The sequence below is a fragment of the Nonomuraea sp. NPDC048901 genome, assembly GCF_040649695.1.
GTDB lineage: Bacteria > Actinomycetota > Actinomycetes > Streptosporangiales > Streptosporangiaceae > Nonomuraea.
This window is the reverse complement of record NZ_JBEZFW010000012.1, coordinates 309,576-335,657: the sequence shown is the minus strand read 5'-3', so window position 1 is coordinate 335,657 and position 26,082 is coordinate 309,576. Positions and strand designations below refer to the sequence as shown.

Genomic DNA, 26,082 nt, shown 5'->3' with positions numbered 1-26,082 from the left:
CGATGCTGTGACGCGTGAAGTACGTGTCCAGAGTGCCGCGACCGCCGCTGGACGGGCTGATCGACGACCTTTACTACCTGGAGGGTGAGCCGCCGTACGCCCGGCTGACGCTGCCGCCGATGCCTGCGGCGTTGCTCGTCGTCAACCTCGGGGCGCCGTTCCGCATCCGCGCCGGCACCGACATCGAGTCGGCCGGGTACGCCGACGGCTGCGTGGTCACCATGCCCACCCGCGCCTTCGAGTTCGGCTATCCGCCGGGGACCCGGTCAGTCGGCGTGCACATCAAGCCGTGGGGGCTGGCGCCGTTCCTGCCGATGCCCGCGGCCGAGCTGTGTGACCGGCCGGTGACTGTGGAGCAGGTTTGGGGCCGGCCCGCCATCGCTGAGCTGCGGGACCGGCTGGCCACGGCGGCCGGGCCCTACGAGATGCTGACGCTGCTCGAGGAGGAGCTGATGCGACGGCTGTGCGAGACCGCCGGCCTGGGGCTGGTCCGCCATACCAGCAGCGTCATCGCGGCGACCAGCGGGGCGGTGGCGATCGGCGACCTGAGCGTGGCGGCCGGTGTCAGCAGCACTCATCTGGCGCGGCGGTTCAAGGAGCTCATCGGCGTCACGCCGAAGCGGCTGGCCCGCACCTACCGCTTCGCCGCCACCGTGTTCGCGATCGACCCCGCCGGACCGATCGACTGGGGCGACCTCGCCGGTGGCGCCGGCTACTTCGACCAGGCCCACTTCGGCCACGAGTTCCGGGCGTTCACCGGACTCACGCCGACCCGGTACGTCGAAGTCCGGCGGCGGTTCCTGCGCGAACATCCCGGCCACGTGCTGGACGGCTGGCCGCTGCCGGCCGATTGATTTCTTACAAGAGCGACAGCTCACGACACGCTAATTTGGGGCACCCCAAGCAGAGGAGAGCCCCGTGGGCAAGGTGGTCATGTACAGCTCGGTGTCGGTGGACGGCTTCGTCGCGGACGAGAACGACCAGCCCGGACCGCTGTTCGACTGGTTGTCCAGCGGTGACGTCCCGTTGGACGAGAGCGGCGAGCTGAAGGTGTCGCAGACGTCCTACGACTACACCCGGCCGTACTGGGACCAGATCGGGGTGACGATCGTCGGCCGCCACGTCTTCGACATGACGGACGGCTGGGACGGGAAGCCTCCGAGCGGCATCGACCACGTGGTCGTCGTGTCGCACCGGCCGATGCCCGAGGGCTGGGACCCCGAGGCGCCGTTTCACTTCGTCGACGGCGTCGAGGCAGCCATGGCCAAGGCGCAGGAGCTCGCGGGTGACCGCATGGTCGAGGTCGCCGCCGGCGACGTCGGTGGCCAGGTGCTTGCCGCGGGCCTGATCGACGAGGTGCGCATGGACGTCGTACCCGTCGTGTTCGGGTCCGGCAAGCGCTACTTCGGGTCGGTCGACGCACAGCACCTGTTGGAGGACCCTGACGTGGTGATTCAGGGCAACCGGGTGCTTCACCTGCGCTATCGGGTGCGCCGATAACTGATCTGAACGGGTACGCGAAGAAGCTCCTTCATGCTGGCCAGTCGCCGCCGGAGCGAAGCCATGAACCTCCCAGAAGCGCCGCACACAGCGCATCCGCCTTTCCCGGCCCGAGCCGGTGGATTTCCCGGCCCGGGCCTCTTTCTTCGGGGCGGCTACGCCGTGGCCGCGCGTCAGCCGCCACCGCCGCCGTCGCCGGGCGACGCCCCGGTGATGGCCCGCGTCTGCTGTCCGGTGATCTCCTGCAGCGGTATGTCGTCGTAGTTGCTGAGGACGACGCCGACCCACCCGGCCTCCGGGTAGATGCTCCAGTGGGTGGAGCTGCCGGGGTGGACGCCGCTGCGCGAGAGCTCCCACTGGCCTTCGACGATGTGGGCTGTCGGCCCGTAGGTGCTGAACCCCGGGGAGCCTCGGAAGTTGGGGGCCTTGACCGAGGTGAACACGTCGGCCCAGGCCGGGTCGAGCACGGTGCCGTCGTACAACGCTTCCGCGAACCGGATCAGGTCCGGTGCGGTGACGAACCCGCCGTCCGGGACGAAGTTGCGGGCATTGTTCTGGCCCGCCAGGCCCGGGCTCGGGCTGTCCTTGTCCAGGTTGCGGACGGCGTCCACCCAGCTGCCGTCGGCCTGTTTCATGTACGAGTGCGCGATGTGCTCGTCGGCCAGCCACTGCGGCCTGGTGTAGTACGCCGAGCCGGCCATGCCGCAGCGCCCGAAGATGTGCTCACGCACGTAGTCCCAGAACGTCATGCCGGTCACCGCCTCGACGATCTGCACGGTGACGTCCGCCCCCCAGCCGGGTTTCTCTGAACCCGCGCCGGGGGTGGCCACCAGCTTCGCCTGCCGTGTGTACTGCTGGTAGTACTCGTGCTGCTCCTCCTGGCTGTGGAAGATGCGTTTGTAGTCGTGCGCCGGAAAGGACAACCCGGAGGTGCCCATGAGCAGGTGGTGGATGCGCACCTGCTCAGCGATCTCCTTGGCGAAACCGGTCAGGTAGGTGCCCACCGTGTCCCACAGCTTCACCTTGCCCCGCTGCGCCAGCTGCACAATGGACAGGCTGACGAACGGCCCGCCGTAGAGATTGAACGCGACACCTTCGTGGTTACGGATCCCCTTCTCCTTGTCGGCCATGCCGTAGCTGCGCGACAGCACCGTCCGGCCCCGGTGCGACAGCAGCACCACTCCGGAGAACTTGTCCTCGGCGGCCAGCTTCGCCACGTACCGGTCGTAGGCCCCGCCGGGCCGGGTGTCCGGCGGGATCCGGTCCTGCTCGGACGGCTCGGACGCGGCGGCGGGGGCGGCGCCTAGGCACGCGCCGGCCGCCATCACACCGGCGGCCAGACCGCCCCATTCGAGCAGCCGCCGCCGCTCGACACCCCGTACGGAATCCGAGTCCATCTCATCGCTTTCCCCGCGCGAGGCAGGAGGCGAGTGCTCGTTGAGGACGCGATGGTCCTGGGCGCTGTTGGTCATGGCTGCGATATTTCGTCGCGAATATCACCGGCCCGCGCGCGTGATGTCACCGTTGCTCGACAAACCCCTGATCTCGACCGGGACTCCGTGACAGTGGCTGCTGGCCGCAGCGCCGCCCGGGAACGTTGACATCAGCGTTCGGCGTCGGCGCTCGCCCGCGTCAGTGCGCCCGGTTTGCCGCTGGACAAGGGCTCCGTCCGTCTTTCAGCTCGTCAGCCGGCAGCGACCGGATACCGGGCTGCCGCAAGGTCGTCGGCGAGATCCTTCACGGCAAGATCAGCGTTCAGCGCGGTGACCACCCCCCGCGTCAGCGGACGGAGGGCATAGACGTGCCGCACCGCATCGAGATCCACGGGCACCTCGTAGTAGTCCTCCGCGAACCGCCGGAACGCCTCCGGAGACGGATCGACGAGCCGTGCGAACAAGTACACCGCCCCATCGGGATCGCTCACACCGTCCGGGTAGTCAATCTCACCCACCCGCCAATGACCATCACCGACCTCACGCCATAGGCAAGCGGTCACGACCGGCATTCCGTCCTCATCGCAGAACGCCGGCTCCTCCGCACAAGGGCGGAAGACCTCGGGAACGTAGTCGAGCACCCCCGGCCACGGCCCATCGTTGCCGTACGGGCTCATCGCCGACTCGTGGGCGAAGCCGCGGATGTACGCACCTGCCGCGGAGAAGACGATGGAGTACTCATCTCCCGAACCGTTGCGCATCGAGGCCATCTCCTCCCCAGGGCTCCAGCCCGCGTCGAAGGAGTGGTAGCGACTGGACCATTCCGGACTCAAGATGGCCTCCAACACCGCCATGGACCGGCACAGATCGCGAAGCACCGGGATATCAGGCAGCAGCCGGGCCACATCGTGAGCAGTCATGAGCTCATCCAATCGGATGCCAGCGACATCCCTGTGTCCTTCCGATGGGCATGAGACTTTCAGCACTTCACATCCGCCATGTCCGTACCCGGCGGCAGCGACTCCCGGGTCCCGTTAGTCCAGGTGACGGCTATACCCCATGGCCGGTCGGTCGTCTCGCGGACCACCAGGTCCAGCTGGATCCGCGCCTCGTTATAGAGCGACTTCTCCAATACGCCGGTGACCCAGAATCGCCGTACACGGCGGATCAACTCGGTCCGCGCTTGCGTCGAAGGAACGTCTGCAGGCCGCTCGTCCTTCTGCACGACTTCCAGCACTGCCATGGCGATCACGATCACCAGCATCAGCGGCCACGCCACCCATAGTCTGCTCTCCCATGCTGCTGGCAGAATCCCGGTGGCGACATTGGTCGCCACGCCGAGCATCGCGATGAAGAGGACCGAGAGCACGATCTGAGCGCGACGCAGCATGACACTCTTTCTACATCTAGCGCTTGCTGGTTATGGGGGAAGGGATGCGGACCCGCGGGCGCTTCGGTCGTTCAACCGGGATGCGAATCCCCCAATGACCCGGCCGCTCTGTGTCCTCTCCTGTGGGCCGACCGCAAGCACCTGACCACGGATTGTTCTCGTCAACGCCCATCGGTGGCCAGAATGCGGCGGCTTGCAAGGCCCATGGCGACCGCGACGGCACCCGCGCGCTGATCGAAGTGCTGCTCCTGACCCGTCACATCCCTACCGAGCATCTGGTCACCGGCCTGGCCGCCGCGCTGCGGGCCGGCGCCCTCACCGCGGACGCGGTCGCACTGGAGGCCCGCAAAGCCGCTGAGGAAGATGAACAAGCCGCTCCCGAGCCCGCCCAGCACGACAACCACGAGGCAACGGTGACGTTCCTGACCGAACGGCGCCTGGCCCGGCTTCCCCGCGACACCCGGCCGCTGCCCTCGGTGACGGCCTATGACCAGCTCCTCAAACGCGCCCGGCCGCCCGACGAGCGCCCAGCCCAAGAAGGAACACCATAAGCGTCCCCCACCGCGGCATGACCGAACAGGCCGCCCGGCCTCCATCGATCAGGCCTGCTGGATGCTCCGCCTGCCCAGCTCCGCACCGCCTTTCCCGAATTGGCAGAGCAGGCGACCCGCGAGCAGATGTCCTACCTGGGATTCCTCACCGAACTCCCACTAACCGAATGCGACGACCGCGCTCGCCGCCGCTCTGAACGCCGCATCAAGGCCGCCCAGTTTCCCCGCGACAAGTCCCTGCGCGCCTTCGACTTCCACGCCAACCCCAACATCGATCCCGCCACCATCCATACGCTCGCCACTTGCGAATGGGTGAAAAGGGGTTAGCCCCTCTGCCTGATCGGCGACTCCGGCACCGGCAAGTCCCGCCTGCTCATCGCCCTCGGGACCGAGGCCGCAATGAAGGGCTACCGGGTCCGCTACACCCTCGCCACCAAGCTCGTGAACGAACTCGTCGAGGCCGCCGACGACAAGGTTCTCGCCAAGACCGTCGCCCGCTACGGACGCGTCGACCTGCTCTGCATTGACGAACTCGGCTACATGGAACTCGACCGGCACGGCGCCGAACTCCTCTTCCAGGTCCTCACCGAACGCGAAGAGAAGAACAGCGTCGCCATCGCCAGCAACGAGCCCTTCTCCGGCTGGACCCGCACCTTCACCGACCCGCGCCTCTGCGCCGCGATCGTCGACCGGCTCACCTTCGCTGGCAACATCATCGAGACCGGCACTGACTCCTACCGCCTTGCCCAAACCCGAGCCAGAGCCGAACAAGCCGGCTGACCACACTCACAGGGGTGGGACCCCAATACGCCAGAAACCTGCCGTGGTGACCGGTAAGCGCTGGTCAGCGGGTGGCCGAGCTTGGACTGACCAGATCACTCCGTCACGGGCAGGCACTCGGCGAGCAGGTCGACGACGTCGCGCCAGGCTCGCTGCGCGTGCCGTGGGTGGTAGCCGACGCCGGGGACCACGGCGTGGTCGACCGTCGGGTGGTGGAAGGCGTGCAAGGCTCCGCCGTAGACCACGAGGCGCCAGTCGACGCCCGCGGCCTGCATCTCGGCGGTGAACGCGTCCCGTTGCGCGGGCGGCATGATCGGGTCTTCCGACCCGACCCCGGCCCACACCGGGCAGCGAATGCGCGCCGCCTCGCCCGGTCGGCCCGTGGTCAGTGCGTTGACTGTCCCGATGGCGCGGAGGTCGACGCCGTCGCGCCCGAGTTCCAGCCCGATGGCGCCCCCGGTGCCGTAGCCGACGGCGGCGATCCGGTCGGGGTCGGTCCGCGGTTCGGCGCGCAGCACGTCGAGCGCCGCGTGGCCGATGCCCCGCATCCGGTCGGGGTCGGCGAGCAGCGGCATGCAACGGGCCAGCATCTCCTCGGGGTCGGTGAGCAAGCGCCCGCCGTGGAGGTCGAAGGCCAGCGCCACGTATCCCAGCTCGGCGAGCGCATCGGCTCGGCGGCGCTCGACGTCGCTGAGCCCTGGGCCCTCTGGTCCGAGCAGCACCGCGGGGCGGCGCCCGGTGCCGGAGGGCAGCGCAAGGTGCCCGATCATCGTCAGGCCGTCGGCCGGGTACTCGACCGTGCGGGTTGTCACTGTCGTCATGAGACTGGACTGTAGTGATCGTCGAACACCGGTCGGGCCGGTGTTCACCGCTGGCAGAGTTCACCGCTGGCAGAACAGCGCGGGTGTGCCTCTGAAATGCGGCGATGGCTCACAAGGTCCGTCACAAACCCCGTTCTCGCGGCAGCGTTATCGGATCATCTGCCCTGGCCACGGTGCTGGAGACTGACCCTCGCGGCAGGTTTCTGGCATATTCCGGCCCACCCCTCACACAGCGTCACGAGAGCCATGCCCCAGACCCACGGGCATGGCTCTCGTTTTCACCAACACCCAAGGCAGTTGATCAGCAAGTGGCTCTCAAACCGACCGACACATGGCTCTCGGATCCACCTTCATAGCCAGCGGGGCGAGCAGCTCATGGCGGTCCTCGCGTTCATCTTGGCGCCTTTGGCTTTCTATCTGGGTCAATTTAGTGGCCTCCTTGGCGGAGTCCTTCGAAGCGACAGCCGATGCCTCTGACGCGTCCGCGGATCGTACTGACGCCCGGTACGAAGCGTAAGCGATCACGATGGCGATCGTGCGAATGACGCCGGACACTAAGGGTGACCTACGGTCATGCCACCGGCCCTGACGGTCCCGGCCTCATGAAAGCGACCGCGGGCCGGCCTGCGAGGTCAGTCGGCGAGCAGGGTGTCGAGCCAGTCGAAGGTGCGCTGGTGGAACAGGGAGAGCGCGCCCTCGTGGCAGTGCTCGCCCGCGCCTTCGTCCTCGCGGAAGGAGATCAGCTCCTTCTGGCAGGTCAGCTCGTCGAGCAGGCGCTGCGGCTGCCCCTTGAAGAACTGGTCGTTCTCGGCGTCGAGGACGAGTGTCGGGCAGGTGATCTGGTCGGCGATACCCGCCATGGTGTACGCCTCGCTTGCCTTGACCAGTTCGTCGATGTCGGAGACACCGAAGGTCCACTGGCCGTTGCGCACAACCCAGCGCACCATGGTGTTCTGCGCCATCAATGCCTCCATGCCGCCGGGCATCGAAGCGGCACGGCCGGCGGTCGCCGCGATGACCGCGTGGAAGTCGTAGACGCCGTCGTGCAGCACGCACGCGGCGACGCGGTGCTCGAAGGCGGCGGCCCTCGCGGCGAGGTAGCCGCCCAGGCTCGTACCGACAAGCACGAGTCGCTCGGCGTCCACCTCGGGCACGGTGAGCGCGAAGTCGACGGCGGGGGTGACCACGGCCTCCCAGTCCGGCCGGAAGTGCAGGCCCTGTTCGCGGACGGTGCTGCCCTGGCCGGGGCCGTCGAAGGCGATGACGTTGTAGCCGCGCCGCAGCGCGCCCGCGGCCAGTGCCAGGTAGTCCTCCTCGAGAGTGGAGTCGTACCCGCCGTGGTAGAGCAGGGTCGGGCGCGGGGTGCCCGAATCGTCGGTGAGGAACAGGTAGCCGGGAAGCGTGGTGTCCTCGTACGGGATGCGCAGGGCGCGGGCCGGAGTGTCGAGCAGGGCGGCCGCGTCGGCGAACGTCTGCTGGGAGGCCTTGGCGAGCCGCGCCGACTCGGCGTCGGCGGCGGGATTCTCGCGGCGGTAGAAGTCGGCGGTCCGGTAGTAGTTGGACGCGCGCAGCAGCGCCTCCCGGGCGCTGACTCGGTGACCGGCGGCCAGCGCGTCCCGACCGATGCGCTCGATGCGCGCCGCCGTCGCGGCCCACTGGGCCGACCAGGCCTCCTCGTCACCTTCCGGGATCTGCCGGCAGGTGACCAGGACCTCGCCGAGGTCGGCGCCGCTATAGGCGGCGTAGCCCGCGGCGCGCAGCGCCTCGAAGGAGAAGGACTCGTTGTCGTAGAGGAATTTCATCGTCGGCTCTTTCCGAAAACGGAACGGAACGGCAGCGTTCCATTACGCCGATAAGGTAACACATGGAACGACACCGTTCCGTTCGCTATGCTCGAGAGCATGACAGTGCAGCAGCAGAAGAAGGGCCAGCCGGCGACCGGCGGGGCGGTCCTGCGGCAGCGGGTGACCGAGGCGATCACCGAGGCAGCCCTCGCCGAACTCGCCGAGACCGGGTACGCGCGAATGTCGATGGAGTCGGTGGCCCGGCGCGCCGGCGTGGGCAAAGCCGCGCTCTACCGGCGCTGGCCCTCGAAGCAGGCGATGGTCACCGAGTTAATCCGTAGCAAGGTCACCGACGCGATCCCGCCCACACCGGCCACGGGTGCCCTGCATACGGACCTGCGCGAGCTGCTCGCCACCTTCCGCGGCCAACTGGCCAATCCGCTACTCGCCCGGATCGCGGCCGGACTGCTCGCCGAGGCCAGGTACGACGACGCCCTGGCGGAAGGGCTCTACACCGGAGTGACCGCACCGCGGCGGGCGGCGGCGCGCGCGATACTGCAGGGCGCGATTGATCGCGGCGAACTCCCCCAAGGGCTGGATCTGGACCTCGGCACCGACCTGCTGATCGCACCGCTCGCATTCCGCGTACTGGTCATACAGGGCCGCAGCGACGATGAGTATCTGGAAACGCTGACCAACGCGATCGAGGCGGCGCTGAAAGCGGCCGTCCGCTGACCTCGCCGTTTCGGCTGGGGCGGAGTCAGCCAACAGCGAGGTTAAGCGTCTCAGTCCTGATCCAGGGCGTACCTCAGATAGAAATCGGGTTTGGCGAGGAATCGTCGCCAGTGGTCCACCAACTGGAGCTTTTCCCAGTCGGTGGTGCGGATACCGTGGTCACCGAGTTCGATGACCTGCGCCCCCGGAAGGCTGGTGAGAATCGGCGAGTGGGTGGCGCAGATGATCTGTCCGCCTTCGGCGGCGACGCGGTTCATGAGGGCTACCAGGCGCACGCATGACTGGAACGACAGGGCGGCTTCGGGTTCGTCCATGAGGTAGAGCCCCGGCCCCGACACCATACGCTCAAGAACGGTGAAGAACCCTTCCCCATGGGATTGCTCCGTCAGGTCGTTCTCCCAGAATCCATACCGGCCAGACACGTTCTGCCCCAGGTTGAAGAGTGTTTCGGCGCGGAAGAAGAACGCCCGCCGCTTGAGGCGGGGGCCGTGAAGCAGTCGCAGCCCCGTTGCGGTGAGGTCTGCGTCAAGGACCTCCCCCAAGGGGGTGGCGGGTCCGGTGCTGGCGTACTTGGTGCCGGCTTTGCCGCCTTCCGAGTTGAGGCCGCAAACATCGGCGACCGCTTCCATGATGGTGGACTTTCCGGAGCCGTTCTCCCCGACGATGAAGGCCACAGGGGCGGCGAGCTCGAGACCTCGTTCCGCCAGGTGGCGAACAGGCGGCAGCGTCGCGGCCCAACCTGGTGGAAGGCTGCGGGCAGTTAGCTGGGTGAGCAACACGGCTGATGCCTTCCTGCGGGCTGGATCAGCCGGGCCGCGTGCGCGCGTACCGGACTGACAAGAGTTGGGTGGTCACCACTCCGGGCGGCACGATCGAGAATATGCGCCGCGGCAGCAGACCGCTGCGGCAGACGGCCGTCGGGGCGTCGAGGACGTTCAGTACGGATATTTGGTGCTTATCGCCGCGGGGATGGCGGCGTGTGGCGCGATGTTCATGCCGGCCGGTCGCCGCCGGAGCGAAGCCAAGGACCCCCAGAAGCGCCGCGCACAGCGCATCTGCCTTTCCGCCATCGGCCCGGAAAGGATCATCGACCGCGCCGCTCCATCGCGCACCGCTGATTTGCCTCTGACATTGATGTGAGGTCTTAACGTGGCCCAGGGTGGCCGATACGTTCACGGGTGTATGGGCTCGGAGGAGGCCACGACGTAGAGGGAGGAATCGGCGATGTCGACTCTGGGAATCATCGGAAGCGGAAAGATCGGCTCGGCGGTCGCGCGGCTGGCGGTGGCGGCGGACATCGACGTGGTGATCGCCAACTCGCGTGGCCCGCAGAGCCTGGCTGCGCTGGTCGAGGAACTGGGGCCGCGAGCCACGGCAGGCACCGTGGAGCAAGCTGCCCGCGCTGGCGAGGCGACCTTGCTCAGCATCCCGCTGACCGCCTACGGTTCCGTGCCCGCCGAGCTGCTGCAGGGACGGACCGTGCTGGACACCGGCAACTACTACCCCTTCCGCGACGGCCGGATCGCCGAACTCGACGCCGAGAAGGTGACCACGACCGAGCTGGCCCAGCAGCTCTTGCCCGGTGCCCTGCTGGTCAAGGCGTTCAACAACATCCTGGCCCACCACATCCCGCAGCTCGCCCGGCCCACCGGAGCCCCGGACCGCAGCGCCCTGCCCATCGCCGGCGACGACCCCGGCGCGAAGGCTCGGGCAGCGCAGCTGATCGAGCGGCTCGGCTTCGACACCGTCGACGCCGGAACTCTGAGCGAGAGCTGGCGTTTCGAGCCCGAGTCCGGCGCCTACACCCAGATCTACCTCGCCGACCCCGACGTACCGGTCGAGCGCATACTCCAGGCCCCCGCCGCGCCGCTGCCGGCCGACAAGCTTCGCGCCGCGTTGCAGGCGAGCCAGCGGGTGAGGGTCGCCGAACGCACCTTCTAAAGCTCACACCAAGGCCTCCTGTCTGGCGCGCCGTGGCGAAGCCGCCGGGTCATGCGGGCAACGTGAAACCACCTCCAGGGGCTCGTGGGGCACGCCGCTACGCTAAACCTGACATCGATGTGCGAGGCAATCCGGGATGGAGGTGGCCGTGCGGATCGGTGATCTCGCGCAGCGGACCGGGGCCAGCGTGCGCTCCCTGCGCTACTACGAGGAGCAGGGCATGCTCGCCAGCCGGCGCAGTGCGAGCGGGCAGCGCCACTACGACGAGGACGCTGTGTGCCGCGTGCTCTTGATCAAACAGTTCTTCGCCGTCGGAATGACCGGCAAGGTCATCGCCGCGCTGCTGCCGCACGTCAAGGACTCCGGGGAGCGCTGCCCTCCGGCGGTACTACGCCAGCTCACCGCGGAGCGCGACCGCATCGACGCCCAGTCGGACGAGCTCGCCCGCACCCGGCAGACCCTGGACGCTCTGATCACGACCACGCAGGAGGCCATGCGTGGCGCCCCACCCATGAACCCCACCTGACCGGCATCCGATCAGGCCCGCCATCTTGCGAGGGCTGACCGGCCTTCATGTTTCACCCCGGCCACCGACAGTCGCTCCTAAATCGAACGGGGTGTGCTGACCGCCCCGGATGAGGCATGGGACGTGGCGGTCCGCCGGGCGGAGGTGATCGGCCCGCCGGCCGATCAGCCGCGGCTGGGGTCAGCGGCCGCGGACACGGCGGCGGCGCGATCGATGTGGGCAGCCGCTGCGTGATCGGCCTGATGGTCATGCTGGAGGCGCCCTCGGCGCTGTCGGCCGGGCTGTGCCTGGCACGCATGGTGTGCGACAAGCGGCCGTGGCTGGAGCGGCTCGGCGTGGAGGGGGTGGCCTGGCCCATGAGCGGCAAGCCGGACGAGATCTACGTGGACAACGCCGCCGAGTTCCGCAGCGAGGCGCTGCGCCGGGGCTGCGCGCAGCACGGCATCCCGCTGACGTACCGGCCGAAGGGCATGCCGCACTTCGGCGGCATCATCGAGCGGCTGATCGGCGCGATGATGCAGATGGTGCACGAACTGCCCGGCACCACCTTCTCCAACCCGGCCGAGCGCGGCAGCTACGACAGCCGCCGGGCCAGCAGCAGGGCGGTCGCCCGGCCGATGCCGCCGGACGCCCCGGTCACCAGTACCGGACCATGACGAGACGCACCTTCCATATGTGGGCCTTCCTCGCAGCCGCTCCCACGGGGGACGGGTCATCCCAGAACCAGCGGTCCGCTGACCAACCAGCACCAGGTCAGGCGTACAGCTGATAGGTGGCGGCGTCCTGCCGTGCCGTGCGCAGGACCGTCAGCCGCAGGGCGACCCACCAGCAGCCCCCGGCCAGGACTGCTGCCCACACCCACCATCCGGCCGCGGCGACATCGCGGGTCAGCCACGCGGCCGCCACCGGCAGGGCCGCCAACGCGCAGGCGGCCACCAGCCGCACCGGCCACTGCCCCACCGCCATCGGCAGCGTCCGCCGCCCGCAACGCCGGTCGCCGGGCACGTCTCGCAGGTCCTCCACGAACCCCACCAGCCAGTACGCCGTCCCCGCGGCGACCCACGGCCAGGCGCGCGGGGTAAGGGGCCCGGCGATCTGCCAGCCGGCTGCCAGCAACGCCCACGCACCGACCACGATCGCCGGATTCTTCACATACCAATGGCGCATCAGCCCTCGGTAGGTTCGCAGACCCACCATCGCGACCCACAGCACCGTCCAGGCCAGGATTCCCATCAGCGCCCCGGCGAGCAGGAACGCCGCGACCGCCAACCCCCAGCGCACCCAGGCACCGCGCGCGGTCATCAACCCGGCGGGAATCGGCCTCCAGGGCTTGTTGACCTGGTCTTCGGCAACCCCGCTGGCCTGGTTGGACAGCGTGTGAACGCACAAAATCAGCCAGAAGTAGACCAAGGCCTTGGCCAGCACCCACGGCAGCTCCGCCAGGGGCAGCGCGTACGCGCGCCACGCGGCGGCGGACGCCAGCACTCCTGGGATCACCGCGGCCGTCAGGTCGGTGACGTTGCACCGCCATGCCAGCACCACCTCTCGCCACACGCTCGCCTGCTGGAACTCGCCACGCCTGGCGGCACCTGCACTGGTACCCCAGCGTGGAGCACGCCCTCGCCGCCACGCGCGGAGCTACCGATGAGCCAACGGTCGCTCTCGCGTGGATCGTTCCATGCCAGCCGGTCGCAATGCGGCGTGGCCAGACCCGCAACAGCGCTGATCACCCGCAGAACGACAATTGCGTAAAACCCATCCGTACGGGCGCAGCAAGGCGGCCGGGTGGACTGCCGCCCTGCCCCGGCGAGGTCGGTGGCATTTATCGTCTTCTCGTCTTCGTCAATCTCCGTTCCCCAATCTCGTCACGACCGATATGCGGCAGAGCCGACGGTGGATGAGGACAGGGTTGGTGCGCGAGAGAATCCACCCGCGGTAACGCCGCTACGCCTAGGGCGTGGTATCGGAAGTGTTCTAGGTTGGCTCAGGTGAGCATGCGGGGGTGGAACTATCGGTACGTGGGACCGGCCGATCTTAAGGCCACGCTCCGGCCTGGCAGCGGCGGCTGCCGGATCGGCTCTGCGGCTGATTTCGACAACTGGGTCGCCGAGCGTTCCGCGGCGGAGCTGGTTGAGCCGTTCACCTTCGTGGTCGGCGCGGACGGCGTGCTTCGGCTGGCGCCGCGACGAAGCGAGCATGTGGCCTGTGCAGGCGGACGATCGGTCCTGAGCGCCGGCGAGATCAGCTTCACCCGCGAGGCAGGCAGATGGGTCGTGGGCGATGTCAGCAACCATTCAACCGGGTACTGCCCGGACGTTAACTCTTGGCCGTCGGTCGCCCAGGCTCTCGATTGTGTAGGGCTCGGACGGCCGTCCGGTTTCACGCACGAAGTGGTGTTCCGACGCTGTCCTGGGTGCCAGGAGCACAACATCGTGCGTGAGAGCGACTTCGTCTGTGTCTTCTGCGGCAGTGAGCTGCCCGAGAAGTGGAACGTGGACCTGCTGATTGAGAGCGGTGGGTCCTAGCCGCTCGTTGGCGGTCCGTTACGAGGACGGTCGCCTCGTAGCTGGCCATGCGCGATGCCTCTTGAGGCAGTTGATGCCGCATTTCACAGCGTGCCGCTCGCGGTAGTCGACCGGGGCGAACTTCGGCGACCAGCCATCACTCCTCGGCCAGTGGCGGGCGCGGCTGGCGGTGGATCTTGCGCGAGCGCATGCGCAGCGTCGTCAGGTGGATCAGGCGGTGGTTTAGTTGCTGGAGGCGGAGAGCATCACGCCTGAGCGGATCCGTATCCATCGGGCCGTGCGGCAACTCGCGTCGGATCTGCGGTAGATGCGGGATCCGGCGTCGGCCGACCTGGCGCGCGGTGGTGCGCACAGCACGATCGCCACCTACGTTGACGTATCCCCAACGACGACACGGCCGCCGGCCAGAAAGAAGCATGAGCCGTGGACCGCGTCGTCGAGGGGTACATCGAAGGCGTCTACTATGCCGTGACCGTGGGCCGGTCCCGCCGGAACGCCACGGCGACGATCGGCACGGCATCGCGCTCCGTGCAAGCGTGCCGACTGCTGGAGTTTCACAACGGCCGGGCGCTGCCGCAGCCCGGACAGGGGTTGCGGCTCTCCCGGGTGGGTTTCTATGGATGGTAGAGCCAGAGCTCGACCCGGTAATCCGAGACTTCCCAGCAATATGCCTGGTAGCCGCTAGCGTTCCAGACCTTTCCCATCTCGATGCACTTGTTGCAGTTGTTGGTGCCGGTGAATGCCGTGCTGTAGTTGTACCACCATGGCGGCGGCGTAGAAGAACAACTGGCGAGCAGAGCGTTCTGCGGAGCGCTCGTTACCTGAGAAGAACTGGCGAAGGCCGACTCGCCGACGCCGGCACTGGCGGGGAATGTGCCAGCAAAAAGGGCCAGTAACGTCATGAGGAACATCGTGACAAGCGCCTTGCGGATCATTTCTCTCCCCTCGATCTTGCGTTGCGGCAGGTTCTTGGTACCTATGCGTTCGATGCTGCCTCGCCAGGGTGAACACAGCCAGGGCATCCGCCGGACATCCGCCGGGCATTGTCGTCCTGGGCCATTGCCGTAGGAATCCACAGAAAAAAGATGGGAGCGAGAGCAGAACTACGCCTCGCCCAGATCCCTGGCCGTCCAGATCGCCGCCCGGGACATGTTCGGACTTGACCGGACCACGCTGGACGACGTGGACGACTACGAGCTGGAGAGCGTTGCTAGTGTCGGACCGTGTCGTGCTGGCCGGCGCGGTGTACCCGCTCAACGGAAAGAGACTTGATGCGACCGACGATCCGCAGGGCGGTGATCCCCGCTGCCGGACTCGGCTCCCGCCTCCTGCCGCTGACCAAGGCCATCCCCAAGGAGATGCTGCCGGTCGGCGACAAGCCGGTGATCGAGCACACCGTCCGTGAGCTGATCGCGTCCGGCATCACGGACATCACCATCGTCGTCTCCGGCGGGAAGTCTCTGATCCAGGACCACTTCCGGCCCAACCCCGCGCTGGTGCAGCAGCTGCGCGCCGACGGCAAGGGCGCCTACGCCGACGCTGTGGAGGAGGTCGCCGAGCTTTCCCGGCAAGGCCACATCACCTACCTCGACCAGCACGGCCCGTACGGCAACGGCACCCCGGTCCTGAACGCCGCGCACGGCATCGGCGACGAGCCGATGCTCGTCCTGTGGCCCGACGATGTATTCGTGGCCGAGGTGCCCCGCGCCCAGCAGCTGATCCGCGCCTATGAGGCGACCAGGTGCCCGGTGCTGGCCCTGATGCCGATCGACCGGCAGGACTCCGCACGGTACGGCGTGCCCGTCGTCCAGGAGAACCTCGAGCGCGGCCTGCTGCGGATCACCGGCCTGGTCGAGAAGCCCAAACCCGCCGACGCCCCCTCCGCCTACGCCGCCATCGGCGGCTACATCGTCACGCCCGCCATCATCGACGAACTGCGCGAGCAGACCAAGCGCTGGTACGAGCACCGCATCGGCGAGGTCTACCTGACCGATGCCATCAACGCCTGCGCCAGCAGCCACGTCGTATACGGGCAGGTCATCTCCGGCCGGTGGTACGACACCGGCAACCCAGCGGACTACCTCACCGCCCAGTTCGCCTCCGCCCTGGCACACCCCGAGTACGGGCCGCTCCTGCGCCGCCTCACCCGCGACCTCAGCGACAACCACCGCCCCTGATCCGCGCCCCCTGTCTGGAAATGGCGACGCCCCACAATCGTGAGGTCGCACCTCCCATCCATGCCGGGCCGGCCAAGCTCAACAAGCGCCGTGCAGGCGAAGCCTGCCTGGGTGGGGCGTCCGAGCGGAGTGAGGCCCTTCAGAGGTCGGGGCTTTGGCCCGAGCGGGTGGCCCGGATGAAGCGGGCGCCCCATTCCTGGACGTGCGCGGCGAATTCCGGCGGTCCCAGCACCTCGAACTCGGCGCCCACGTTGCCCAGGGCCTGGGTCGGCCAGTCGAGGGAGGTCGAGGTCATGGTGATCCGGCAGCGGTCCTGATCGAGCGGTTCGATGGTGCCCCATTGGCCGACCGCCTGCCGTACCCGGGCCGCGGGGGCGTGGACGAGCGCCTGGACCGTGTACGGCGCCGGGGCTCCGCCGGCCGCCTGGACGAAGGCCGCGGCGTCCTCGGCCGGGAGCGGGCGTGGACGGAAGCGGGTGCCGGTCGCGGCCGGCTCGGTCAGCCGGTCGAGGCGGAAACTGCGCCAGTCGTGCCGGCCCAGGTCGTAGGCCACCAGGTACCAGCGTCCGCCGAGTGCGACCACGCGGTGCGGCTCGACCTCGCGCTCAGTGGGTGCCGAGCCCCTGGCCGTGTAGCCGAAGCGCAGCCGCTCCTCGTCCCGGCAGGCCTGGGCGACCGCGGTGAGCACCTCCGCCGCGACGATCGGCCCGGAGGCGGCGACGGCCAGGGTCATCGCCCGCAGGGCGTCCACCCTGGCCCGCAGCCGGGGCGGCAGGACCCGTACCACCTTGGTGAGTGCGCGCAGCGACGCCTCCTGCATACCGGCGATTCCGCTCTGCGCCGCGTCGCCGATGCCCACCGCCAGCGCCACCGCCTCCTCATCGTCGAGCAGCAGCGGCGGCAGCACGGCGCCGGGCGCCAGCTGGTAGCCGCCGTCGGTGCCCCGGGCCGCGCCGACCGGGTAGCCGAGCTCGCGCAGCCGGTCCACGTCGCGGCGAAGGGTCCGCTCGGAGACACCGAGCCGGTCGGCCAGTTCCAGACCGGGCCAGTGCCGGTGGGTCTGCAGCAGCGAGAGCAGTCGGAGGGTCCGTGAGCTGGTGTTCGCCATACCCCCATCCTTGCCCGACTTCCGGTCAAAAAGTGGCCGGAAGTCTTTCTAGAGTCGATCTCAACGGCAACGCCCGAGGTGAGGACAGACGAATGATCACCCGTGAGATCCAGCTGACCGCCCAGATCACCGGCGCCCCCACGCTCGGCCATTTCACCGTCGCCAAGACGGAGGTGGACGGCGAGGTCCTGGTGCGCACCGACCAGATCGGGCTGGCCGCGACCTATCTGGAGCTGATGCGGGCCGACTGCACCATCCCGGTCCCGGCCTGGCAGCCGGGGCAGCGGGTGGGCGTGGCGACCATCGGCACCGTGGTCCGCTCCGACAGTTCCGAGCTCGCGGTTGGCGACCTGGTCCAGTCGATGACCGGCTGGAGCGAGTACTCGGCGGGCCCGGCCGCCCAGTACATGAAGCTTGATCCCGTCGCGGACCCCGGCTACTACCTCGGTCAGGGGCCGACGGCCTACTACGGGATGGCCGACGTGGCGGGCGTCGGCGAGGGCGACGTGGTGTTCGTCTCCGGCGCGGCGGGCGGGGTCGGCTCACTGGCCGGGCAGATCTCCAAGTGCCTCGGCGCGGCGCGGGTGATCGGCAGCGCCGGCAGCCCCGCCAAGGTCGGCGAGCAGTACCAGGCCGCGCTGCAGGCGGCCAGGCCCGGCGCCCGCTTCGCGCTGTGCGGCTCGCTGTCCAGCCAGCTCGGCGACGCGGCCGAACGCTTCCCCGCGCCCGACCATGCCGCGGCCCAGGCCAGCGGCATTCAGCTGCTGCCGTTCTCCTGCCACCACACCCCCGACCAGATCGCCGCCTGGCGGGAGCACTTCAGCGCCTGGCTGGGCGAGGGCCGCTTCGTCTATCCGCAGACGGTCATCAAGGGCGGGGTCGAAGACGTGCCGCAGGCGTTCTTGTCCCTGCTCCAGGGCTCCTACCGGGGCAATGTCTCGGTGCGGCTGTCATGAGAACTCTCTCGAGCAGGGTCCTGAACCGGGCCCTGCTGGGCCGCCAGTTCCTGCTGGCCCGCACCGATCACACCCCGCTGGAGGTGATCGGACGCCTGGTCGCGCTGCAGGCGCAAGAGCCGAACTGGCCCTACGTCGGGCTGTGGAGCAGGATCTGCGGCTTCACCCACGCCCAGCTCACCACACTGCTGCAGGACCGCAAGGTGGTCCGCTCCGGTCTGCTCCGCAGCACCCAGCACCTCGCCGCGGCCGACGACTTCCGCCGGCTGCGGCCGCTGCTGCAGCCCGTCCTCGACCGCACCGCCCGCTCGGCGTACTTCGCCCGCGACAACGCGGGCCTGGACACCGCCTCACTGGTCGCCACCGGGCTTGAGCTGCTGGCGGGCGAGACGACACCGCGAAAGGAACTGGCCCGGCGGCTGGCCGAACGCCACCCAGGCCGCGACGGGCGCGTCCTCGCTGGGGAGGTCGAGCTCAGAACCCCTCTCATCCACAACCCCGCCGCCGGCACATGGGGATCCTGGGGCACCCGATCGGCCGTCTCCGTCACGCCCGCCGAGACCTGGCTCGGCCAGCCCATGGCCCCGGCGACCGCCAAGGACCTCATCCGCCGCTATCTGGCAGCATTCGGCCCAGCCGGGATCATGGACGTACAGGCCTGGTCCGGGCTGACCCGCCTCGGCGAGATCGTCTCCGGCATGCGCGCCGAACTGCGCCACTACCGCGACCCCGACGGCAGGGAACTGATCGACGTCGCCGACGCGGAACTGCCCGACCCCGACACGCCCGCCCCCGTACGACTGCTGCCCGCCTTCGACAACGCCCTGCTCGGCCACGCCGACCGGACCCGCATCATCAGCCACGAGGACCGAAAGCGCGTGATGCCCGGTCAGGCACGAGTACGGCCCACCTTCCTGGTGGACGGCCACGTGCACGGAACCTGGTCCCTCCAAGGTGACACCCTGCTCATCACGCCGTTCCGCCCGCTGTCCGCGATCGATCAGGCGGCCTTGGAACAGGAGACGAAGCGCCTGCTGCCGTTCGTGGGAGGCAAGAACGTCTCCTACAGCAGCCCGGCCGTCACCAGTCTGTCGATCTAGGTAGTGGGCGTAGATAGGGTGGTAGCGCACACCTTCACTTGTAGGGGCGCGTGTGCTGATCGGGCCGGTCGGGGCTCGCGTATCTGGGCAGGACGGAGGCGCGTGAGCGTCGATATGCGGGAAGAGTCGGACGTCGATCACGTGGCGGGCGAGGCGAGACCGAAGAAGCTGCTGTTGCGCGCGCTCGCGGGCGAGCGCACCGAGCGACCACCGATCTGGCTCATGCGGCAGGCCGGACGCTATCTGCCGGAGTACCACGACGTCCGCGAGGCTGCGGGCGGAATGGTGGGGCTGTGCAATTCGCCCGAGCATGCGGTCGAGGTCACCTTGCAACCGCTCCGCCGCTTCACGCTCGACGCCGCGATCCTGTTCGCGGATCTTCCCCAGATCGCGGCGGCGTTGGGGCAGACCTTGGAGTACCGGGTCGGTGACGGCCCCGTCCTCACGCCCCCGATCCGTTCGACTTCGGACATCACCGAGTTCTTGAGCGCCTCCCGCTTGCACGAAGAACTGGCCCCGATCTACGAGACCGTCAGACGACTCACTCGCGCGTTGCCTGACGAGATCACGTTGATCGGCTATGCCGGTGCGCCGTGGACGGTCGCGACCTACATGGTCGAAGGGCGCGGCGGTGGCAGCTCAGAGCACTCCATCGTCAAGCAGTGGGCGCTGAGCGATCCGGAGGGGTTCCAACCCCTGATCGACCTGCTCACGGCGGCCACCATCGAGTTCTTGGACCGTCAGATTCAGGCGGGTGCCGAAGCGATCCAACTCTTCGAGAGCTGGGCCGGAATACTCCCCGACCCGCTGTTCCAGCGTTGGTGCGTCACGCCGGTCGCCGCCATCGTCGCGGCGCTGAAGGCGAAGCATCCGAGTGTTCCCATCATCGCCTTTCCGCGCGGCGCGGGGCTTGCCTACAACGGCTTCGCCGAGGCGACCGGCGTGGACTGCGTCGGGCTCGACTCGGCAGTGCCTGTGGAGTGGGCCGCGCGGAAGGTGCAGCAAGAACTCGGCCGGTGCGTGCAGGGCAACCTCGACCCTCAGCTCCTGGTCGCGGGTGGGCCCGCACTCCACGCGGAAACAGAGCGCATCTTGAACGCGCTCAGTGGTGGCCCGTTCGTGTTCAATCTCGGACACGGAATCGTCAAGACCACACCTCCCGAGCATGTGGCCGCTCTCGCCCAGCAGGTACGGTCCTGGTCCGCGGCTTTGACGCAGTAGAGAGCCTGAACGCGTCGGCTAGAAGGCAGCCAGTCGGCGAGCAGCGCCGGGCCAGTCGGTGCCTGGCCGCCGACGGTCAGCCGCATGGGTACCGACACGTCGCGGAGCTGCTCGCGAGTCGGCTTTTCCGGAGAATGCCGTGAGTGCGGCGATGCCCTAGCCGGCTTTGTCCAGGCCCGCAAGCTGCGGCCGATCAGGTTCTGCGCGAGATGACCATGATGTATTCGCAGGGAGCGTTCGTTCGGTTGGCGAAGCCGTGGTCCGCGTCGGCCTGGAAGAACAGGGAGTCGCCTGTGTTCAGGGTCTCGCTGATCCCGCCGATCGCGACGGTGAGGATGCCTTCGAGCACCACGAGTTGTTTCTCCGTACCCGGCGGATATGCGGGCAGCAGCCCGGTAGAGACCTGCGCGGGGAGGTAGTGGACGACCATCTCGGCTCCTCCCGCGCCCGGGGCCGCTGACACCATGTGCCGCTCGAAGCCGGTTTCCGGGTCACGGAAAACGGGGCGATCGTTCTTACGCATGACAATGGCCACACCAGACGCGGCAGCAGCCGGCGCACCGATCAGGTCCGAGAGCGACGCGTCGAGCGCGTGGGCGATCCTGGACGCGACGCCGATCGTCGGGCTCTTCTCACCGCGTTCGACCTTGGACAGCATCGCCCGGCTGACCGACGACTGTGTGGACAGCTGTTCCAGCGTCAGGCCCGCCTCCTCGCGGCGTCGCCGCACGTTACCGCCGAACGCGCCGGCCAGGTCGTCACCGTGCTGTGATTCGGGCGCGTTTCCGTCTTGCTCGACCACCGTGCTCCTTGATCGTTGGGTACCTCGCTGCCCACAGTGTAGGGTTTCTCCTAAAGAAGATAAGATCTTCTATCGGAGAGGCGCGATGTGCGCCCAACACGACGGAGGCTCCATGCGTTTGATCTCGAGTGGCCAGCTCCATGCCACGTTCGCATTCGGCGATCTGCAGGTGATCTCGTTGCGAGACGGGTACATCGACATGCCGCCGACACGGCTTCGCGACGAGGATGGGCGCACGCTCGATGAGCTGCCAGCCGCCGTTCCGCTGGCCGGCGACAACTTGCGGCTGTCGGTCAACGCCTTCTTCGTCACCGACGGCACACGGTCGGTTCTCATCGACACCGGCGCGTCCAACGCCTGGCACGACCCCACCATGGGATTGATCTACGACGCGCTCGACGAAGCGGGAATCGACCGCGCGCATGTCACCGATGTGGCCATCACCCACAAACACGAAGACCACGTGAGCGGCCTGATCGCGCCGGACGGTTCAGAGGCGTTCACCAAACTCGAGCGCGTGTGGATCGGCGCGGGCGACACCTCGGTGTTCACGGGGCGGCTCGAGCCGATCCGCGACCGGGTCGTACCCGTGTCGGAGAGGGTCGCGATCAACGACTGGATCACCGCGATCCCGACACCAGGCCACACACCCGGTCACACCGTCTACGACGTCAGGAGCGGCACCGGCCACCTTCTCGCCTGGGGCGACACCGTTCACGTTCCCACGCTCCAATTCGATCAGCCGAACGTGTCCTGGGAGCTCGACGGCAACCAGTCGCAGGCCCGCGCCGCGCGAGCGGCCCTCCTCGAACAACTGACCCGACCACACCACTTCGTAGCCGGCGCCCACCTCGACTCACCCGGCATCGCCCGCGTAACCCCCTCCGGCGACGGTTATGCGCTGGAATACCTCGCACCACCGATCGGCTGATCGAGCCTGTCGGCTCCGGGCCGCGCCGGCCTCCTCGGAGGCCGGTCGACCGGATGCCGTCTGGCAAGGGGTTCGGCCTCAGCACGCTGCTATCCGCCTTGTTCAGGGCCGCCGGCTCGGCCTCGAAGCGCTGTAAAACCTCGTTGGTGAAGACCAGCTCGCCGAGCCACCGCATGCGTTTGGCTTCGGCCAGGCGTTCGCGGGTGTCGTCTTCGCTCTGCGGCAGACGGGGACCCTGGGCCAGGTCGATCCGCAGCATCGGACAGCGGACACACGCTTCTTTGAACTTACGCTTTGAATGCTGATCGATTCCGGAGTATCAATGCTCGCGATTGAGTTCGTGGTAGGCGATCACTGTTTCAGACTTGATTTCCTGCAGGGTCCAGGGGTGGACGGAGTAGTCATCTGTTGCCACGCCTCCGTGCTCAAGCAGCAGCGCGACCATTTGGTGAACCTCTGCGGTGCCGTCGATCCGTCCGGAGATGTCGATCTGCACTGCCCAGGTGGGGTGGTGTCCGACCGCCGCTTCGAGGACCGCCACGTCCTCGGGATCCCAATCGGAGAAGAGTTGACCTGCTCCCCGCTCTGAAGGGGCGGGGATTCCCGTGCCGCTATGCGGCAGCTCGTGCCGCTTGCGCGGTCCGCGCTGTGGGACGGGGTGCTTGACGTTTCGCGGACCCGGGTGGGTCTCCACGCCCTGAGACGACCAGCCCGGCCGCCTGTCCTTTGCTCTTGATGTTCCTCGCCCCGATGATGTCGGCGTGCTCGGTGTGCCCGCAAGAGGTGCAGGAGAAGATCGCTTGGCTCTTGCGGCTCTTCTCGTCCACCTTCCCGCACGCAGGTTCCGGGCACGTCTGGGACGTGTACGCGGGGTTGATCTTATGGATGACGCTGCCGGTGTAGCGGGCCTTGGAGCGGAGAGCGACTTCCAGCCCGTACCAGCCCTTGTCGAGAATCGCCGTGTTGAGCCCGGATTTCGCCGCCGCGCCGTTGCGCAGGAACCTGCCCGGCCGGTCGGGGTCGGGCTTGGGCTTGACGGCCGTGCTCATGCCCTTGGTGTTCAGGTCTTCGATGACCACGTGCCCGTAGGCGCGGGTGAGCCGGTGCGCGGCTTGGGCGTTGAAGTCAGCGCGCCGCCACCGCACTCGCCGCATGACCTCACTCATCGCAGCCCTGACCCTCTTGCGGCGCCTCGATCCCTTCTGCGTGCGGGCGAGTCGGCGTTGCAACCGCAGATACCGTTCCGCCTGGCCGGGCGTGACATACCCGAGGTCGCCCTGCCGGTCCTGTTTCGTCTCCCGTTTCGTCTCCCGTGGCGGCTGCCGGGAGGAGACACCGCCGGTTCCGGCGTGGCGGCGGTCGAAGAACTCCCCGTCCGAGGTCACGGCGGCCGTGACCACCCCCCGGTCCACGCCCACCCAGCCAGGGCAGGCGTGTTCCTCACGCTCGGCGATCCCGTCGTCGAGCAGGAAGCTGATGAACCAGTGCTTGCCGTCCCGGGACACGGTCGCGGACTTGACGCTTCCCCCGAGCGGGCGCGACATCCGAAACCGCGCCCACCCGAACTTAGGCAGGAAGACTCGCCCCCACCTGCGGTTGATCCGCTCCACCGGCAGGTGCTTGGCGGTGGGGAAGCGAAACGAGGGCCGCCACTTCGCCTTCGACTTCCAGTGCACTCTCCACGTGCCATGCGTGCGGCACGCTTGGTCCAGGTCCTTGAGGGTCTGCTGGATCACCTGGGCGGGGGCGTCGGCGAGCCAGTCGCAGTACGGGTCCTTCTTCGCCTCGGCGAGTTGCCTGCACTGCTCGGCATAATTGATCCACCCTCCGCGCCGCCGGTATTGCCGCCGTTGTTCGAGGCCGGTGTTCCACACGGCCCGGCAAATGCCGCCCAGCCTTTCGGCGAACGCCTGCTGCCCGGAGTCGAACTCCAGGCGGTACTTCCGGCCCGCCAACATGCGCAACACCCCCTCTCCCAGGCGCCACTCTCGTCTCCCCGACTCGAAAACAATATCGTCTGGTCTATGAGCCAGGAAGTGGAATATCGACGAGGCAGACACGTGGTTTCCGCGATGCACGCCCATCTGGTCTTTATCACCAAATATCGCAGAAATGTGTTCGACAACGCGATACTGCGCCGCTGCGAAGACATCATGATCGAGGTATGCGACAGTTTCGAGGCCGAACTCCGCGACTTCAACGGCGAACACGACCACGTCCACCTGCTCGTCCACTACCCGCCCAAGGTCGCGATCAGCAAACTCGTCAACTCGTTGAAGGGCGTCTCCTCGCACTACCTGCGCAAGGAGTTCACCGGCCGCATCAACCCCGCCATCATGCACGGCCCCTTCTGGTCACCCAGCTACCTCGCCGCCTCCTGCGGCGGAGCGCCCCTATCGATCATCAAGGCGTACATCGAACAGCAACGCCACCCCACCTGAGGCTCCAAATCCACGCTCCGCGCTCCGGGATGCCCCGCCTACGGCGGGCCATCCCCCAAAGGGGGACCGCATTCATCCCCGGCCTGAAGGCCGAGGCTTTCTGCGGACCTTCGGTAACCGGTCTGCTCATCGTCGATGTCGATGTAGAGCTTGCCGTCCAGCGTCCACGGTCCGCTCTGTTGAGGCAGGAGCTGATCAAGTGAGGCGACGGTCTCAGCTCGCTCACCGGCAGGGAAGACGAACACAGTGCGCCTGGGGAGGAGCGGAGGCTGTGCGGGTTTGCGACGACCACGGATATTCAGGACTGGGTGCTGCGGCCCGTCGACGTGGTGGTGCGGATCGCGCTGTCGGCAAGAGTCGGCATTCCCAGGTGGACCGCCGCCGAGCGCCGGGCAATGAGGTTGTCGAGCTGGGCAGGTTTCACCTCCCGCTCCGCCTGCCGCCTCAGTACTGTGACTTCGCATGACCGAGATCGAGATCACCGCAGACCTGGTCCGCGACCTGCTGCAGGAGCAACATCCAGACCTTGCGGGGCTGGCCATCCGTGAGGTGGTGGGCGGTTGGGGCAACCAAATGTGGCGCCTCGGGGACGAGTTGGCCGTGCGCATGCAGCGCATGGACCCCAGCCCGGAGCTCCAGCTCAAGGAGCGGCGGTGGCTACCCGTGCTGGCCCCGCGCCTGCCGCTCCCGGTGCCGACCCCGGTGCGGTTCGGCGAACCGTCCGAGCGCTTCCCCAAGCACTGGACCGTGATGACGTGGGTTCCCGGCGAGCCGCTGGACCACGGCTCGATCAGCCGCGGCGCCCACGCGGCCGACACTTTGGCGGGTTTCCTCCAGGCGCTCCATGTGGAGGCGCCCGCCGAGGCGCCGATCGCTACGGACCGCGGTGCCCATCCCAGGAACTGCACGGTCGGCTTCGAGAACTTCTTCCAGGCCGTTGCCCTCGACGACATCGCTGCCGACGTCCGGGACGTCTGGGATGACGCCGTCGCGGCCAACGCGTGGGAGGGCCCGCGGGTCTGGGTGCACGGCGATCTCCATCCCGCGAACGTCGTCGTCTCAGACGGAACGCTCTCGGGCATCATCGACTTCGGTGGCATGTTCGCCGGCGATCCGGCGTGGGACCTCGCCGCCGCATGGGTGCTGCTACCCGCGGGCACGGCCGCACGGTTCTTCGACATGTACGGGCATGCGGACGAGGCGGCGATCCGGCGCGCCCGCGGGCTGGCCGCTATGAAGAGCCTCTTCCTGATGCTCATGGGGCAGAACGGAGATCGGGGCCTTCCCGGCGGCAAGCCGCACTGGGGACCTGCGGGCCGGGCGGCACTTGATCGTGTTCTGAAGGGCATTTGACGCACAC

Annotated in this window: 30 protein-coding genes and 2 pseudogenes; 18 read left to right on the top strand and 14 right to left on the bottom strand. The window is 68.1% G+C overall.

The annotated features are described in order from the left end of the window. Positions 1 to 14: 14 nt before the first annotated feature. Positions 15 to 854 (top strand): helix-turn-helix domain-containing protein, encoded by an 840-nt coding sequence (locus tag AB0C30_RS37040; RefSeq protein ID WP_357952824.1) that lies wholly within the window; start codon positions 15 to 17, stop codon positions 852 to 854. Positions 855 to 918: 64 nt separating this feature from the next. Continuing rightward, positions 919 to 1,500 (top strand): dihydrofolate reductase family protein, encoded by a 582-nt coding sequence (locus AB0C30_RS37035; protein ID WP_357952823.1) that lies wholly within the window; start codon positions 919 to 921, stop codon positions 1,498 to 1,500. Positions 1,501 to 1,673: 173 nt separating this feature from the next. On the opposite strand, the gene AB0C30_RS37030 is transcribed toward AB0C30_RS37035, so the two are convergent. The 3 genes from AB0C30_RS37030 to AB0C30_RS37020 all read right to left on the bottom strand — a co-directional run bounded on the left by AB0C30_RS37030 (position 1,674) and on the right by AB0C30_RS37020 (position 4,323). After that, positions 1,674 to 2,972, bottom strand: a complete 1,299-nt coding sequence (locus tag AB0C30_RS37030) for a serine hydrolase domain-containing protein (protein ID WP_357952822.1) — start codon at positions 2,970 to 2,972, stop codon at positions 1,674 to 1,676. Positions 2,973 to 3,184: 212 nt separating this feature from the next. Beyond that, the gene (locus AB0C30_RS37025; protein ID WP_357952821.1) at positions 3,185 to 3,838 is read right to left on the bottom strand and encodes a hypothetical protein; all 654 of its coding nucleotides are present in this window, start codon (positions 3,836 to 3,838) and stop codon (positions 3,185 to 3,187) included. 74 nt (positions 3,839 to 3,912) lie between these two features. Next, entirely contained in the window at positions 3,913 to 4,323 is a 411-nt protein-coding gene (locus AB0C30_RS37020) for a hypothetical protein (RefSeq protein WP_357952820.1), read from the bottom strand. A 152-nt stretch (positions 4,324 to 4,475) separates the two neighbouring features. On the opposite strand from AB0C30_RS37020, the gene AB0C30_RS37015 reads away from it, so the two are divergent. Both AB0C30_RS37015 and istB read left to right on the top strand, forming a co-directional pair. Beyond that, positions 4,476 to 4,874: a hypothetical protein gene (locus AB0C30_RS37015; protein WP_357952819.1), complete on the top strand. Its 399-nt coding sequence runs from the start codon at positions 4,476 to 4,478 to the stop codon at positions 4,872 to 4,874. A gap of 126 nt (positions 4,875 to 5,000) precedes the next feature. Continuing rightward, a pseudogene (gene istB, locus AB0C30_RS37010) lies at positions 5,001 to 5,654 on the top strand (IS21-like element helper ATPase IstB). A 95-nt stretch (positions 5,655 to 5,749) separates the two neighbouring features. Here the strand turns inward: istB and AB0C30_RS37005 are convergent. Beyond that, positions 5,750 to 6,475, bottom strand: coding sequence for a dienelactone hydrolase family protein (locus tag AB0C30_RS37005; RefSeq protein ID WP_357952818.1), 726 nt, complete (start codon positions 6,473 to 6,475; stop codon positions 5,750 to 5,752). Between the two features lie 632 nt (positions 6,476 to 7,107). Next, positions 7,108 to 8,277 carry an alpha/beta fold hydrolase gene (locus AB0C30_RS37000; protein WP_357952817.1) on the bottom strand — a complete coding sequence of 390 codons (1,170 nt, stop codon included), beginning with the start codon at positions 8,275 to 8,277 and terminating at the stop codon, positions 7,108 to 7,110. Positions 8,278 to 8,376: 99 nt separating this feature from the next. Here AB0C30_RS37000 and AB0C30_RS36995 point away from each other — a divergent pair, with 99 nt between their 5' ends. Next, entirely contained in the window at positions 8,377 to 8,994 is a 618-nt protein-coding gene (locus AB0C30_RS36995) for a TetR/AcrR family transcriptional regulator (RefSeq protein WP_357952816.1), read from the top strand. 50 nt (positions 8,995 to 9,044) lie between these two features. Here AB0C30_RS36995 and AB0C30_RS36990 read toward each other — a convergent pair whose 3' ends face one another. Beyond that, a complete protein-coding gene (locus tag AB0C30_RS36990) occupies positions 9,045 to 9,773 on the bottom strand; it encodes an AAA family ATPase (RefSeq protein ID WP_357952815.1) in 729 nt (242 codons plus the stop codon). A 172-nt stretch (positions 9,774 to 9,945) separates the two neighbouring features. Between AB0C30_RS36990 and AB0C30_RS36985 the strand changes: the two genes are divergently transcribed. The 4 genes and pseudogenes from AB0C30_RS36985 to AB0C30_RS36970 form a co-directional block, all read left to right on the top strand. Continuing rightward, positions 9,946 to 10,134 carry a hypothetical protein gene (locus AB0C30_RS36985; protein WP_357952814.1) on the top strand — a complete coding sequence of 63 codons (189 nt, stop codon included), beginning with the start codon at positions 9,946 to 9,948 and terminating at the stop codon, positions 10,132 to 10,134. Positions 10,135 to 10,218: 84 nt separating this feature from the next. Beyond that, complete coding sequence (locus tag AB0C30_RS36980) at positions 10,219 to 10,935, top strand: NADPH-dependent F420 reductase (protein ID WP_357952813.1); 717 nt, start codon at positions 10,219 to 10,221, stop codon at positions 10,933 to 10,935. 148 nt (positions 10,936 to 11,083) lie between these two features. Next, the gene (locus AB0C30_RS36975) at positions 11,084 to 11,461 is read left to right on the top strand and encodes a MerR family transcriptional regulator (RefSeq protein WP_357952812.1); all 378 of its coding nucleotides are present in this window, start codon (positions 11,084 to 11,086) and stop codon (positions 11,459 to 11,461) included. Between the two features lie 206 nt (positions 11,462 to 11,667). Further along, positions 11,668 to 12,045 (top strand): annotated as a pseudogene (locus AB0C30_RS36970) (transposase); the annotation flags it as partial. 169 nt (positions 12,046 to 12,214) lie between these two features. On the opposite strand, the gene AB0C30_RS36965 reads toward AB0C30_RS36970, so the two are convergent. Then, positions 12,215 to 13,015 carry a UbiA family prenyltransferase gene (locus AB0C30_RS36965; RefSeq protein WP_357952811.1) on the bottom strand — a complete coding sequence of 267 codons (801 nt, stop codon included), beginning with the start codon at positions 13,013 to 13,015 and terminating at the stop codon, positions 12,215 to 12,217. Positions 13,016 to 13,479: 464 nt separating this feature from the next. Here AB0C30_RS36965 and AB0C30_RS36960 point away from each other — a divergent pair, with 464 nt between their 5' ends. Continuing rightward, positions 13,480 to 13,986: a hypothetical protein gene (locus AB0C30_RS36960; RefSeq protein WP_357952810.1), complete on the top strand. Its 507-nt coding sequence runs from the start codon at positions 13,480 to 13,482 to the stop codon at positions 13,984 to 13,986. Between the two features lie 136 nt (positions 13,987 to 14,122). On the opposite strand, the gene AB0C30_RS36955 is transcribed toward AB0C30_RS36960, so the two are convergent. Beyond that, positions 14,123 to 14,338: a hypothetical protein gene (locus AB0C30_RS36955; RefSeq protein ID WP_357952809.1), complete on the bottom strand. Its 216-nt coding sequence runs from the start codon at positions 14,336 to 14,338 to the stop codon at positions 14,123 to 14,125. Between the two features lie 71 nt (positions 14,339 to 14,409). On the opposite strand from AB0C30_RS36955, the gene AB0C30_RS36950 reads away from it, so the two are divergent. Beyond that, positions 14,410 to 14,613, top strand: a complete 204-nt coding sequence (locus AB0C30_RS36950; protein WP_357952807.1) for a hypothetical protein — start codon at positions 14,410 to 14,412, stop codon at positions 14,611 to 14,613. Here AB0C30_RS36950 and AB0C30_RS36945 read toward each other — a convergent pair. Then, positions 14,601 to 15,062 (bottom strand): hypothetical protein, encoded by a 462-nt coding sequence (locus AB0C30_RS36945; RefSeq protein ID WP_357952806.1) that lies wholly within the window; start codon positions 15,060 to 15,062, stop codon positions 14,601 to 14,603. The genes AB0C30_RS36950 and AB0C30_RS36945 overlap by 13 nt on opposite strands. A gap of 195 nt (positions 15,063 to 15,257) precedes the next feature. On the opposite strand from AB0C30_RS36945, the gene AB0C30_RS36940 reads away from it, so the two are divergent. Then, the gene (locus AB0C30_RS36940) at positions 15,258 to 16,163 is read left to right on the top strand and encodes a UTP--glucose-1-phosphate uridylyltransferase (protein ID WP_357952805.1); all 906 of its coding nucleotides are present in this window, start codon (positions 15,258 to 15,260) and stop codon (positions 16,161 to 16,163) included. Positions 16,164 to 16,302: 139 nt separating this feature from the next. Here the strand turns inward: AB0C30_RS36940 and AB0C30_RS36935 are convergent, their stop codons facing one another. Continuing rightward, a complete protein-coding gene (locus AB0C30_RS36935; protein WP_357952804.1) occupies positions 16,303 to 17,271 on the bottom strand; it encodes a YafY family protein in 969 nt (322 codons plus the stop codon). A gap of 92 nt (positions 17,272 to 17,363) precedes the next feature. Here AB0C30_RS36935 and AB0C30_RS36930 point away from each other — a divergent pair, with 92 nt between their 5' ends. The 3 genes from AB0C30_RS36930 to hemE all read left to right on the top strand — a co-directional run bounded on the left by AB0C30_RS36930 (position 17,364) and on the right by hemE (position 20,548). Next, entirely contained in the window at positions 17,364 to 18,227 is an 864-nt protein-coding gene (locus AB0C30_RS36930) for an NADP-dependent oxidoreductase (RefSeq protein ID WP_357952803.1), read from the top strand. Then, complete coding sequence (locus AB0C30_RS36925; protein WP_357952802.1) at positions 18,224 to 19,327, top strand: winged helix DNA-binding domain-containing protein; 1,104 nt, start codon at positions 18,224 to 18,226, stop codon at positions 19,325 to 19,327. Before AB0C30_RS36930 ends, AB0C30_RS36925 begins: the two co-directional genes overlap by 4 nt. A gap of 141 nt (positions 19,328 to 19,468) precedes the next feature. Then, positions 19,469 to 20,548, top strand: coding sequence for a uroporphyrinogen decarboxylase (gene hemE, locus AB0C30_RS36920; protein ID WP_357952801.1), 1,080 nt, complete (start codon positions 19,469 to 19,471; stop codon positions 20,546 to 20,548). 193 nt (positions 20,549 to 20,741) lie between these two features. On the opposite strand, the gene AB0C30_RS36915 is transcribed toward hemE, so the two are convergent. Then, positions 20,742 to 21,350 (bottom strand): XRE family transcriptional regulator, encoded by a 609-nt coding sequence (locus tag AB0C30_RS36915; RefSeq protein WP_357952800.1) that lies wholly within the window; start codon positions 21,348 to 21,350, stop codon positions 20,742 to 20,744. Positions 21,351 to 21,462: 112 nt separating this feature from the next. On the opposite strand from AB0C30_RS36915, the gene AB0C30_RS36910 reads away from it, so the two are divergent. Beyond that, positions 21,463 to 22,281 (top strand): MBL fold metallo-hydrolase, encoded by an 819-nt coding sequence (locus AB0C30_RS36910; RefSeq protein ID WP_357952799.1) that lies wholly within the window; start codon positions 21,463 to 21,465, stop codon positions 22,279 to 22,281. 319 nt (positions 22,282 to 22,600) lie between these two features. Here the strand turns inward: AB0C30_RS36910 and AB0C30_RS36905 are convergent, their stop codons facing one another. Both AB0C30_RS36905 and AB0C30_RS36900 read right to left on the bottom strand, forming a co-directional pair. Next, a complete protein-coding gene (locus tag AB0C30_RS36905) occupies positions 22,601 to 22,822 on the bottom strand; it encodes a hypothetical protein (protein ID WP_357952798.1) in 222 nt (73 codons plus the stop codon). A gap of 70 nt (positions 22,823 to 22,892) precedes the next feature. Beyond that, a complete protein-coding gene (locus AB0C30_RS36900) occupies positions 22,893 to 24,239 on the bottom strand; it encodes a transposase (protein ID WP_357952872.1) in 1,347 nt (448 codons plus the stop codon). Positions 24,240 to 24,305: 66 nt separating this feature from the next. Here AB0C30_RS36900 and tnpA point away from each other — a divergent pair, with 66 nt between their 5' ends. Beyond that, positions 24,306 to 24,722 (top strand): IS200/IS605 family transposase, encoded by a 417-nt coding sequence (gene tnpA, locus AB0C30_RS36895; RefSeq protein ID WP_357952797.1) that lies wholly within the window; start codon positions 24,306 to 24,308, stop codon positions 24,720 to 24,722. A 298-nt stretch (positions 24,723 to 25,020) separates the two neighbouring features. Here the strand turns inward: tnpA and AB0C30_RS36890 are convergent, their stop codons facing one another. Beyond that, positions 25,021 to 25,146, bottom strand: coding sequence for a hypothetical protein (locus AB0C30_RS36890; RefSeq protein ID WP_357952795.1), 126 nt, complete (start codon positions 25,144 to 25,146; stop codon positions 25,021 to 25,023). A gap of 38 nt (positions 25,147 to 25,184) precedes the next feature. On the opposite strand from AB0C30_RS36890, the gene AB0C30_RS36885 reads away from it, so the two are divergent. After that, entirely contained in the window at positions 25,185 to 26,075 is an 891-nt protein-coding gene (locus tag AB0C30_RS36885) for an aminoglycoside phosphotransferase family protein (protein WP_357952794.1), read from the top strand. The last annotated feature ends 7 nt before the right edge of the window (positions 26,076 to 26,082 follow it).

What these genes read in the sequence shown, in the direction of transcription:
- AB0C30_RS37030 (WP_357952822.1), bottom strand. Translation starts at nt 2,972, where the DNA reads ATGACCAACAGCGCCCAGGACCATCGCGTCCTCAACGAGCACTCGCCT.
- AB0C30_RS37020 (WP_357952820.1), bottom strand. Translation starts at nt 4,323, where the DNA reads ATGCTGCGTCGCGCTCAGATCGTGCTCTCGGTCCTCTTCATCGCGATG.
- AB0C30_RS37005 (WP_357952818.1), bottom strand. Translation starts at nt 6,475, where the DNA reads ATGACGACAGTGACAACCCGCACGGTCGAGTACCCGGCCGACGGCCTG.
- AB0C30_RS37000 (WP_357952817.1), bottom strand. Translation starts at nt 8,277, where the DNA reads ATGAAATTCCTCTACGACAACGAGTCCTTCTCCTTCGAGGCGCTGCGC.
- AB0C30_RS36995 (WP_357952816.1), top strand. Translation starts at nt 8,377, where the DNA reads ATGACAGTGCAGCAGCAGAAGAAGGGCCAGCCGGCGACCGGCGGGGCG.
- AB0C30_RS36980 (WP_357952813.1), top strand. Translation starts at nt 10,219, where the DNA reads ATGTCGACTCTGGGAATCATCGGAAGCGGAAAGATCGGCTCGGCGGTC.
- AB0C30_RS36940 (WP_357952805.1), top strand. Translation starts at nt 15,258, where the DNA reads ATGCGACCGACGATCCGCAGGGCGGTGATCCCCGCTGCCGGACTCGGC.
- AB0C30_RS36935 (WP_357952804.1), bottom strand. Translation starts at nt 17,271, where the DNA reads ATGGCGAACACCAGCTCACGGACCCTCCGACTGCTCTCGCTGCTGCAG.
- AB0C30_RS36930 (WP_357952803.1), top strand. Translation starts at nt 17,364, where the DNA reads ATGATCACCCGTGAGATCCAGCTGACCGCCCAGATCACCGGCGCCCCC.
- AB0C30_RS36925 (WP_357952802.1), top strand. Translation starts at nt 18,224, where the DNA reads ATGAGAACTCTCTCGAGCAGGGTCCTGAACCGGGCCCTGCTGGGCCGC.
- AB0C30_RS36910 (WP_357952799.1), top strand. Translation starts at nt 21,463, where the DNA reads ATGCGTTTGATCTCGAGTGGCCAGCTCCATGCCACGTTCGCATTCGGC.
- AB0C30_RS36900 (WP_357952872.1), bottom strand. Translation starts at nt 24,239, where the DNA reads ATGTTGGCGGGCCGGAAGTACCGCCTGGAGTTCGACTCCGGGCAGCAG.
- tnpA (WP_357952797.1), top strand. Translation starts at nt 24,306, where the DNA reads ATGAGCCAGGAAGTGGAATATCGACGAGGCAGACACGTGGTTTCCGCG.
- AB0C30_RS36885 (WP_357952794.1), top strand. Translation starts at nt 25,185, where the DNA reads ATGACCGAGATCGAGATCACCGCAGACCTGGTCCGCGACCTGCTGCAG.